This window comes from Sphingopyxis sp. 2PD (assembly GCF_005503695.1).
Classification (GTDB): Bacteria; Pseudomonadota; Alphaproteobacteria; order Sphingomonadales; family Sphingomonadaceae; genus Sphingopyxis.
On the sequence record NZ_SCMU01000047.1, the window covers coordinates 1 to 10,463 of the forward strand.

The 10,463-nt window shown below is 66.5% G+C and carries 9 protein-coding genes; 5 read left to right on the plus strand and 4 right to left on the minus strand.

Translation table 11 applies throughout. The features are described from left to right. Positions 1 to 981: hypothetical protein (locus FFS18_RS17115; RefSeq protein WP_137871769.1), on the minus strand; the 981-nt coding region annotated here is incomplete at its 3' end. Further along, entirely contained in the window at positions 978 to 2,402 is a 1,425-nt protein-coding gene (locus FFS18_RS17120; protein WP_137871770.1) for a glycosyl transferase family protein, read from the minus strand. The genes FFS18_RS17120 and FFS18_RS17115, both read right to left, overlap by 4 nt. 132 nt (positions 2,403 to 2,534) lie before the next feature. Between FFS18_RS17120 and nhaA the strand changes: the two genes are divergently transcribed. From nhaA to FFS18_RS17135, 3 genes are all read left to right on the plus strand, one after another. Next, on the plus strand, positions 2,535 to 3,821 hold the full coding sequence (nhaA, locus tag FFS18_RS17125; protein ID WP_120217243.1) for a Na+/H+ antiporter NhaA: 1,287 nt from the start codon (positions 2,535 to 2,537) through the stop codon (positions 3,819 to 3,821). Continuing rightward, complete coding sequence (locus FFS18_RS17130; protein ID WP_249340448.1) at positions 3,818 to 5,173, plus strand: hypothetical protein; 1,356 nt, start codon at positions 3,818 to 3,820, stop codon at positions 5,171 to 5,173. Before nhaA ends, FFS18_RS17130 begins: the two co-directional genes overlap by 4 nt. A 206-nt stretch (positions 5,174 to 5,379) precedes the next feature. After that, positions 5,380 to 6,144, plus strand: a complete 765-nt coding sequence (locus tag FFS18_RS17135) for a tryptophan 2,3-dioxygenase family protein (RefSeq protein ID WP_137871771.1) — start codon at positions 5,380 to 5,382, stop codon at positions 6,142 to 6,144. A 103-nt stretch (positions 6,145 to 6,247) separates the two neighbouring features. Here FFS18_RS17135 and FFS18_RS17140 read toward each other — a convergent pair whose 3' ends face one another. Continuing rightward, positions 6,248 to 7,255 carry a zinc-dependent alcohol dehydrogenase family protein gene (locus tag FFS18_RS17140; RefSeq protein ID WP_137871772.1) on the minus strand — a complete coding sequence of 336 codons (1,008 nt, stop codon included), beginning with the start codon at positions 7,253 to 7,255 and terminating at the stop codon, positions 6,248 to 6,250. Between the two features lie 181 nt (positions 7,256 to 7,436). Then, positions 7,437 to 9,176, minus strand: coding sequence for an N-acyl-D-amino-acid deacylase family protein (locus tag FFS18_RS17145; RefSeq protein WP_137871773.1), 1,740 nt, complete (start codon positions 9,174 to 9,176; stop codon positions 7,437 to 7,439). 125 nt (positions 9,177 to 9,301) lie between these two features. On the opposite strand from FFS18_RS17145, the gene FFS18_RS17150 reads away from it, so the two are divergent. Continuing rightward, a complete protein-coding gene (locus FFS18_RS17150) occupies positions 9,302 to 10,051 on the plus strand; it encodes a class I SAM-dependent methyltransferase (RefSeq protein WP_137871774.1) in 750 nt (249 codons plus the stop codon). Between the two features lie 4 nt (positions 10,052 to 10,055). Continuing rightward, on the plus strand, positions 10,056 to 10,367 hold the full coding sequence (locus tag FFS18_RS17155) for an alkylphosphonate utilization protein (RefSeq protein ID WP_120217247.1): 312 nt from the start codon (positions 10,056 to 10,058) through the stop codon (positions 10,365 to 10,367). The last annotated feature ends 96 nt before the right edge of the window (positions 10,368 to 10,463 follow it).

Genomic DNA, 10,463 nt, shown 5'->3' on the forward strand with positions numbered 1-10,463 from the left:
CGGTTGGACCGCCCCCGCCGCCAGCGCGCCGAGCCGCAGCGGCGACGCCTCATCGGGACCAAGCCGTCGGTCGATAACGATCGCCCCATCGGCAAACCCGTCGCGCCGCCGCGCCCCGACCACACCCGCCTGTCCATAAGCTTCCAGCCGAAATCCGTGCGGCAGTGCGACATCGCTAACCCCACCGCTGACCATCGCCGCAAGCGCGCTGCGCCCTTCGCGTCCCACGCCAAGGCGATGTTCGATCGCGACGTCGACCGGCCAATGCGCCAGCGGTGCCAACGCCAGGCCGAAGGCGACCTCGCGCTGCGCGGGGCGGCGCACCGCAATCGTTGCGCGGCCATAGGCGCGCGTGCGACCCGTATCGCCAAATCCATATGCCACCCGCAATCCCGCCTGGCTGCCGCCAAGCTGGCTTCGCGCCGCGATGCCGCCAGGCACCGCCCGCGCATCATCGCGCACATACAGCCAGCCGCCGAGCGACCAACCCGCCATCTGCCGTCGCATCCAGAAGGGTTTGCCCTGCCCGGGCGGCGCCGCGGCGGGAGCCGCGACCGGGAACCAGTCCCCCGCACCGCGCCGCATCGCCGACGGCGCCGTACCGCCTGTGGAGGGCGGGAGCAGCCGCGCCAGCAGCGCGGCGCGAAGGCCATGACGGTCGGCGCCGCCCGCCCCCACCGCATCGGCGTCTCTGATCGCGGCATCGCTTGTCCCGCCCCTATCCGCCACACGAATAGGGGGCAGCGATGCCATTCGCGATGGTCGCGGCGCCATGGCCTTGGGGGCCAGTGCGGGCGGCGCCAGCGACCAATCGGTCGCGGCAAAGGGGGTGGGCGCCGACCAACGTGGCGCCATGGCGTCCGGCGGCGGTTCCGGAGCCCAATGCGCCGCGACCCGCAACACCGTCCAGCCGCCGACGCACAGCAACAAGAAGCGCAGCGGCCGCGCATCGCGTCCGATGGCAAAGCCCCGCTCGCTCACCGCGCCGCCACCGGCACAGGGGCGACCTCGACCGCCATGTCGCTTTCCCGATGTTCGGTCTTGTCCCAGACGACCTCGCCCGACCGCAGCATCCGCCCGTAAATCACCAGCGCGCGCCGCGCCGCGAGGATCGCCATGATGTTGCCGACAAAGGCGCGCGGGACCGCCCAAGCCGCCTCGCGCCAGCCATAGCACCGTCCCGCGAACAGGCTGCGCATGCCAAGCCGCCAGAGGAGCAGCGTCGCGTTCAGCGCCAGCAGCATCTGCATCGTACCGCCAACGATCGTCGCATCCCAACCCAGAATAGCGCGCCCCGCCCAGCCAAGCGCGGTCAGCAGCAACCCGACATAGGCGGCCAGCACGACCAGCGCGGCCAGCGGCGCCCGGCGATCGCGCCACAACATCCAGCGGGCCAGCCAGGTGCGGCCCAGCGGTTCCGCCACCGCGCCGCGCCGCGACCCGGGCCAGCCGAGATGATCCCATCCCGCCAATGCGATCCCCGCGATCCAGCGCGCCTTTTGCCGCACGGCGGCATCGGCGCGGTCCGGAAAGGCGCCACGCGACACGACGCGCTCACCGGTCGCCCCCGTCTCGTCGACGAAGCGCGCGCTGAGCCCATAGGCGCCGATTACCATGCCGATCTCATAATCTTCGGTCAGGCTGTTGCAGCGGAACGGATCGCCGCCACGCTCGATCGCCAGCAGCGCCAGCGTATGCCGCGTCAGCGCGCAACCGACCCCGGCCGAGGGCAATGGCATCCCCAGCCGCGACCGCACGACCATTTCCTTGCCATGCGCCTCGGCAAATTCATCGCCATAATGGCCGCCGATCCACCGCGCGCCGGGCGCGATGATTGGCACCACCGGGATTTGCACCATCGCATGATCGACCAGATAGCGCCGATACAGCGCGATCTCGCCCGGATGGACATGATCCTCGGCATCGTGAAGGACGATCGCGGCAAAGCGCATCCCCTCGGCGCGCTCATCCTCGCCCAGCGCCGCCCACAACCGGTTGAGATTGTCGCCCTTGGTCGTCGGCCCGTCGCGCTCATTGACGACCAGCCTTAACCGGCGATCGGCGGCAACCAGCGGCGAGATCGCAAACAGCGTCGCCGCATCGTTCGGATAACAGCCGATATAGATGCGGACGTCCTCGCCCTGCCATGCCGCCAGCGAGCGGCGCAGCATCGCCGCAATGATGCGATGTTCATCCCACGCCGGAATGAAGACGGCGATGGTCCCGTCGAGCGGCGGCTTGGCCGCCGCGATCCCGCGACGCTCGCCGCGCGTCGCCAGCCACAATGCGTCGAAAAACAGGTCGTCGAGGCCGATCAGCAGGATGCCCACCGAAGCGAACAGCATCAGTTCGTGGCTGGCCCCCAACACCAGCCATTCCAGCCATGCGGACGATAGCGCCACCCACCTGCCTCGTGCCACCGTGGCGTCACGCCACCCACCCCGCAGTGCTAAATCCCGGGGTGAATTTGTAAAGATGCGCGCCACGAGCTAGGACACCGGCAAATCCCGGGCAACCAAAGGAACGATCGACCGATGAACGGCAGAAAACCGCCGCCTTCCGCGCTACGCAACTTCCTTGCGAGCGAAAGCGCGGGCGGAATGCTGCTGATTTTCGCCGCCATTTTGGCGATGATTGTCGCCAATTCCGCCTTGGGCGATGCCTATCACCATGCGATCCACGCGGTGACGGGTCCGGTGCTCACCGACAAGCTCGGCCCGATGACAGTTCACCTGTGGATCAACGACGGCTTGATGGCGGTGTTTTTCCTGCTCGTCGGGCTCGAAATCAAGCGCGAGTTCGTCGATGGGCGGCTCGCCAGCTGGGACCGGCGGCGCCTGCCCTTTATAGCAGCGGCGGCGGGAATGGCCGTCCCGGCGCTGCTGTACCTGATCTTCGCCGGATCGACCCCCGGCCTTGCACAAGGCTGGGCGATCCCCGCCGCGACCGACATCGCCTTTGCAATGGGCATCCTCGCGCTGCTCGGCAAGCGCGCGCCGACCTCGCTCAAACTGTTCCTGGTGACCGTCGCGATCGTCGACGACATGGGCGCGGTCGCCATCATCGCGCTTTTCTATACCGCCAAGATCAACCTGCTTGCGCTCGCCGCCGCCGCCGCCATTCTGGGCGCGATGTTCGCAATGAACCGGCGGGGCGTTAAGAGCCTGCCGCTCTACCTCTTGATGTTCCTCCTCCTCTGGTACGCGATGCTGCTGTCGGGCGTCCACGCCACGATCGCCGGGGTGCTCGCGGCGATGGCGATCCCGTTCGAGCGGACGCCGGGCACGCCCGATAGCCAGACGTCGCCGCTCCACCGGCTCGAACACGCCCTCCACCCCTGGGTCGCCTTTGCGATCGTGCCGCTATTCGGTTTTGCGAACGCCGGGGTCGACATCGGCGGGCTGACCGCCGAACAGATTTTTGCGCCGCTGCCGCTCGGCATCGCCGCGGGCCTGTTCTTCGGCAAGCAGGTCGGGATTTTCGGCAGCGTCTGGCTCGCGGTCAAATTCGGTATCGCAGGCAAGCTGCGCGGCGCAACATGGCTCCAGATTTATGGCGTTGCGATGCTGTGCGGGATCGGCTTCACGATGAGCCTGTTCATCGGTGGCCTCGCCTTCCCCGGCAACGCGCTGCTGATCGAGGAAGCCAAGATCGGCGTCCTGATGGGATCGCTCGCTGCGGCGCTGGTCGGCTTTGCCGTCCTCCGCCTTGCGCCGCTGCATCCCGATCATCACGCGGTCGAAACCGAAACCAATGCCGAGATCGCCGCCGACGGCGATGTCGACGACACCTCCGAAGACAGGGAGCCGGTACGCGCATGATGCCCAAGTCGATGTCATTGGCGCTGGTCGCCGCCACTCTGCTGGCGGGTTGCGCCACCAGCCAGACCGCGGGGTCACGCGGCACGACAGACGTCGCCGCGATCGACGTGCGCCGCGCCCCGGCCTCGGCGCAGGCGTTGAACGACATCGCCGCGACCTACCTCAAGCTGACGCTCGAGATCGGCACCCACGAAGCGGGCTATATCGACGCCTATTACGGGCCGCCCGAACTGAAGGCCGCGGCCGAGGCGGCGCCGCGCGACAAGCCGACCCTGCTCGCTGCAACGCGCGAGCTGACCGCTCGGCTCGCCACCATCGCGCGCCGCCTGTCCGACCCGGTCGACCGCCGCCGCGCCGCCTTCTTGCGCGCCCAGCTGCGCGCCGCCGAGACGCGGCTGATGATGATGCAGGGCACGCGCTTTGCCTTCGCCGACGAGGCCGAGCGGCTGTTCGGCGTCCGCCCGCAGCTCAAACCCCTCGCCGACTACGACCGCCATCTCGCCGCGGTCGAGGCGCTCGTCCCCGGCGACGGCGCGCTGGCGGAACGGGTCGAGGCCTATCTCGACCGCTTCACCATCCCCAAGGACCGGCTGCAAAAGGTGTTCGACGTCGCGATCGCGCGCTGCCGTGGCCGCAGCCTCGCGCATATCCCGATGCCCGACGGCGAAAGCTTCCGGCTGGAATTCGTCACCGGCAAAAGCTGGAGCGGCTATAATTACTACCAGGGCGCCTATCACAGCCTGATCCAGGTCAACACCGACCTGCCGATCCGGCTGTCGCGCGCGCTCGATCTCGGTTGCCACGAGGGCTATCCCGGCCATCACCTCCTCAACATGAAGCTCGAGGAGAAGCTGGTGAAAGAGCGCGGCTGGACCGAGTTCAGCGTCTATCCGCTCTACAGCCCGCAAAGCCTGATCGCCGAGGGCACCGCGAATTATGGCATCGACCTCGCCTTTCCTGAAGCCAGCAAGGCCGAAACCGAACGCGACGTGCTGATGCCGCTCGCCGAAATCGCGGTGCCGGCCGACGACCGCTATTGGCAGCTGCTGAAAGCGATCGAGGCGCTGGGCGGTGCGCGGCTGACCATCGCGCAGCAATATCTCGACGGCGTCATCGACCGGCCCACCGCCGTCGCCTTCACCCAGAAATATCTGCTCGTGTCGCAAAAGCGCGCCGAACAATCGGTCAGCTTTACCGACCAGTATCGCAGCTATGTGATCAACTACGGCCTCGGCGAAGCGATGGTCCGCGCCCATGTCGAACGCGGTCGGCCCAGCCGCGACGAAATGTGGCGCCGCATGGCAAAGCTGGTCAGCGAGCCGACGCTGCCGTCGGACCTGCTCGCCAAATGAAGCGCGCCGCCGCCTTGCTCTGGCTCGGCCAGTCAGGATCGCCGCGGCGTCCGCCGGCGGGGGTGTATCCGCGGGGTTGAGACCATCGATTACGGAACAGACCGTAGCCCTGAGCTTGTCGAAGGGCGCTTCTCGGTGAGGCGCCCTTCGACAAGCTCAGGGCTACGGTTGGCAACGATGATACAACCCTAATGAGGAACACTCCCATGCTCGACAAAACCGACGTCCACACCCGCCTCGAAGCCCCGGTCATGAAGGACTATGGCGTTTACCTTTCGGTCGACCGCCTGCTCGCCTGCCAGAAACCGCTCGCCGACCTCGTCACCCCGGACGAGCTGCAATTCCAGATCGTCCACCAGGTCGAGGAATTGTGGATGAAGCTTGCCGCCTTCACTCTCGCCGAAGTCGACCAGCATCTGCGCGAGGGCCGGATCATGCGCGCGATCACGCTGTTCGGGCGCGTCCATATGCTGCTCCGGATGATGACCGACCAGCTGGCGCTGATCGAAACGATGAGCCCCTATGACTATCAGGCGATCCGGCTCCAGCTTGGCAACGGGTCGGGGCAGGAAAGCCCCGGCTTCCAGATGCTGCTCACCCTGCCCGCGGGGCTGTGGGACAGCTATCGCTCGCTCTATCTGGAGCCGCAGGGTCGCACCCTCACCGACATCTACGACACCGGCTACGCGCATGACGAGGCCTATATCGTCGCCGAGGCGCTGATCGAGTTCGACGAACTGTTCCAGAAATTCCGCGCCCACCACATCTATCTCGTCCATCGCTCGATCGGCATGGGATCGAAAGCGATCAGCGGCCGCGCGGTCGACCTGCTCGACGCCGGGGCGCGGCACCGCTTCTTCCCCGAACTCTGGGCGATCCGCGCCCAGATGACCGACCGCTGGGGCGCCGAATATGGCGTGAAACGCGACAGCATCCGCCATGGCGACGCGGGGCACGGCAGCGGGGTTTAAACGGTGCTGAACCGTAGCCCTGAGCCTGTCGAAGGGCGCTTCTCGCCGATAAGCGCCCTTCGACAGGCTCAGGGCTACGGTGTTGTGTTCGACACCCTCAAATTCAGATATCCACCACAATCTTCCCGAAATGCGCATTGGCCGCCTGATGGCGGAACGCATCGGCCAAGCGGTCGAGCGGGAAATGGTCGCTGATCACCGGGCGGATGCCGTTTGCCTCGATCCCCGCGATCATGTCGAGCTGTTGCTGGCGGCTGCCCACGGTCAGGCCCTGCACGCGCAGATTCTTCGCCATCAGCAGCGCGGTCTGCACCGGTCCGGCGAAGCCCGCGAGGACGCCGATCAGCGCGACATGGCCGCCGACGCGCGTCGCCATCATCGACTGGTCGAGCGTGCCTGCGCCGCCGATTTCGACGACGGTATCGACCCCGCGCCCGCCGGTCAGTTCGAGCGCCTTCGCGCCCCAGGCGGGCACCTCCTTGTAATTGATCAGTTCGTCGGCGCCGAGCGCCTTCAGCCGTGCGAGCTTGGCGTCGGATGAGCTGGTCGCGATCACCCGCGCGCCCGCGGCCTTGGCGAATTGCAGCGCGAACACCGACACCCCGCCGCTGCCCTGCACCAGCACCGTCGATCCCGGCTGTGTCACGCCATCGACGAACAAGGCGCGCCATGCGGTCAGCCCGGCGCAGGTCAGGGTCGCGGCCTCGGCGGCGCTATACCCCTGCGGCACGCGCGTGAACCAATGCTGCGGGGTCACGGCAAGCTCGCGCGCATAGCCGTCGATGCCGTCGCCGGGGACGCCGCGAAACGCCGTCGCGGGCGGGACGCCGTCGATCCATTCGGGAAAGAAGATCGACACCACGGTGTCGCCGGGTTTGAACTGCGTCACGCCCTCGCCCACCGCCTCGACCGTCCCCGCACCGTCCGACATCGGGATGCGCCCGTCGGCAGCGGGGAGCATCCCCATCACCACGGCATAATCGTGGAAGTTGAGCGATGAGGCCGACAGCCGGACGCGAATCTCGCCAGGCCCCGGATCGCCGGGGTCGGCGATGTCAACCAGCGTCAGATTGTCGAGCGAGGCGGGGGCGCGGAGCTGGATGGCTTTCATGGCATTTTCCTTATTCGAATGGCGGACGCGGCCGCTCCGCCCAATTCTCGTCACCCTGAACTTGTTTCAGGGTCCATGACCTGCACTCGAAACCAGCGCAGCACAGGCCGATAGCGCGAGCCCTGGATGCTGAAACGAGTTCAGCATGACGAAGTGCGAAAGAATCTTTGGTGCGACCCGCCTATTCCGCCGCCATCGCCATTTCGACGCGCTGCGGCCCGCGGATCACGCCGCCGGGGGTCGGCCCCTGCATGGCGCCATCGCGGAAGGTGACTTCGCCCGACTTGATCGTCGCGACATAGCCGTCGGCCTTTTGCAACAGGCGCTTGCCGCCCGCGGGCAGGTCGAACGCCAGCCACGGCTTGCCCAGCTTCAATGCCTCCATGTCGATGACATTGAGGTCGGCAAGATACCCCGGCGCGAGCACGCCGCGGTCCTCCAGCCCATAGAGCAAGGCGGTGTCACGGCACTGGCGCTTGACCGCATGTTCGAGCGCGATGCGCTTGCCCGCCCGGTCGCGCACCCAATGCTGGAGCATGAAAGTCGGGCTCGCGGCATCGCAGATCGTCCCGCAATGCGCGCCGCCGTCGGACAGGCTGTTCACCGTGTCGTCGGCATGTTGCAGATCCTCAAGGAAATTGAGGTTCCCGTCGCGGTAGTTGAGGATCGGGAAATAGATGAAGCCCTTGCCGTCATCCTTCATCAGCAGGTCATAGGCATATTCGTCGGGTGAAACCCCCGCCGCCGCGGCGCGCGCCGCGATGCTTTCGTCCATCTTCGGCTCGTAATTGAAATCGGGGTCCATTTCGAACTGCACCGGCCAGCCAAGCGCGACGATTTTCAGGAAGTCGAGGATGTCGCTTTCGGGCCAGACATTCTCTTCGGCGATCATCCGCGCCTTGAACGCCGGGTCTTTGAGCCGGGCGAGCTGCTGCTCCCACGGCAGGTCGATGATCTCGTTCCACGCGGGCTTGAAGCGGAAGGGGTGCACCGTCCCCTGCCACGCCATGATGATGCCGTTGCCGCGCAGCGCGATCTGCGCGACGATGTTCGCGCCAGTCGCATTCTGGCGCCGCATTTCCTCGATCTGTTCCTCGAGCGGCAATTCCTTGGCGATCGATTGCAGCGCGGCAAAGGTCACGGGCAGCCCGGTTTCGCGGCTCAAATCACCCATCCACTGAAATTCGTTCCACTCGCGCTTCAGGTCGCTCGCCATTTCGAACACGCCATAACCGACGCGCCCCATCGCACGGCCGATCGCGATCAGTTCCTCAGGCGTCGCGGTGGTGCCAGGGACGAGTTCCCCGTCGATCGACTTGTGGAGCACGGTGCGGCTGGTCGAAAAACCGAGCGCGCCCGCACGGATGCCTTCCTCGACGATCCGCGACATTTCAGCGATGTCGGCTTCGGTCGGAATCGCGCCGGGTTTCTCGCGGTCGCCAAGCACATAGGCACGCACCGCGCCGTGCGGGACGTGGCAGGCGACATCGACCGTGCGCGGCAATTTCTCCAGCGCGTCCATATATTCGGGAAAGGTCTCCCAATCCCACGACATGCCCTCGGCGAGCGCGGTGCCGGGAATGTCCTCGACGCCCTCCATCAGCGAAATCAGCCATTCGTGGCGGTCGGGCTTGGCGGGGGCAAAGCCGACACCGCAATTGCCCATGACGACGGTGGTGACGCCGTGCCAGCTCGACGGCGCCATTTCCTGGTCCCATGTCGCTTGGCCGTCATAATGGGTGTGGACGTCGACAAAGCCGGGGGTGACGATCTTGCCGCTGGCGTCGATTTCGTCGCGCCCTGCACCGAGGTTTTCGCCCACCGCGACGATGCGATCACCATCGACCGCGACATCCGCGACAAAGGGCGCGCCGCCCGTGCCATCGACGACGGTACCGCCGCGTATCACCAGATCAAACATCCCGAGTCTCCCGATCTTTTTAGTTTCACGAAGAAACCTATCATCAAAATCGCGAGATGCAAATAAACGGGCGAACGGGCCGCGATGCTGTTATATTGATGCGATACACTATGGGAGTCGATGCCATGATCCGTCCGCTTACCCTCGCCCTTTTGCTCGCAATGGCGGCACCGCCGGTTGTCGCCAAGGAGGCCGTCGCCTCCGACTATACCACCGTGCTCGCGGACCCCGCGCGCCCCGCCGCCGATCGCGAACGCGACGCTGCGCGCAAGCCCGCCGAGCTGCTCGCCTTCGCCCAGATCGCTCCGGGCGAACAGGTTGGCGATTTTGTCATGGGCGGCGGTTATGTCACCCGCCTGCTCGCCGCCGCGGTCGGCCCGTCGGGCAAGGTCCACGCCTTCCAGCCCGCCGAATTTATCGCCTTCCGCAAACAATATGGCGACGACCAGGCCGCCGTGGACGCGGCTTATGCCAATGTCGATGCCGTCGCCGGTCCGTTTGCGGCGCCCGCCTTCGCCGCCCCGCTCGACACGATCATCACGGTCCAGAATTTCCACGACCTCTATCTGAAGCCCTTCCCCGAAGGCACCGGCGACAAGGCCAGCGCGGCGCTGTTCGCAGCGCTCAAGCCTGGCGGGACGCTGGTGATCGTCGATCACAGCGCCGCCGACGGGACCGGCACGACGCACGCCGACAGCCTGCACCGCATCGACAAGGCCGCCGTGATTGCCGCGCTGACCAGGGCCGGATTCAAACTCGAGGCCGAAAGCGATCTCTACCGCCTTGCCGACGATCCGCGCACGACAAACGTCTTCGACCCTGCGATCCGCGGCAAGACCGACCAGTTCGCGCTGCGCTTCCGCAAACCGGGATGATGGAATGACCAGCAACGACGATGATTATGTCTATGACGAGGCGAGCGGCGAATGGCTGTCCGCCGCCGACGTCGCGGCGCGCGATGCCGCGAACGCCGCGGGGCCGGAGGTCCGCGACGCGGTCGGCAATCTGCTGAGCGACGGGGATTCGGTCGTCCTCGTCAAGGATCTGGCCGTCAAAGGCGCGGGGCAGACGCTGAAGGTCGGCACGGTGATCAAATCGATCCGCCTGACCGGCGACGCGCAGGAAATCGACTGCCGCCATGAAGGGATCAAGGGGCTGGTGCTGCGCGCGGAGTTTGTGCGGAAGCGGTAATCCTCCCCTCCCTGCAAGGGAGGGGCCGGGGGTGGGTCAAGCGCGAACGGGCTCGATGCCCGATCGTGCTTTTCCCGCCTCACCCACCCCTAACCC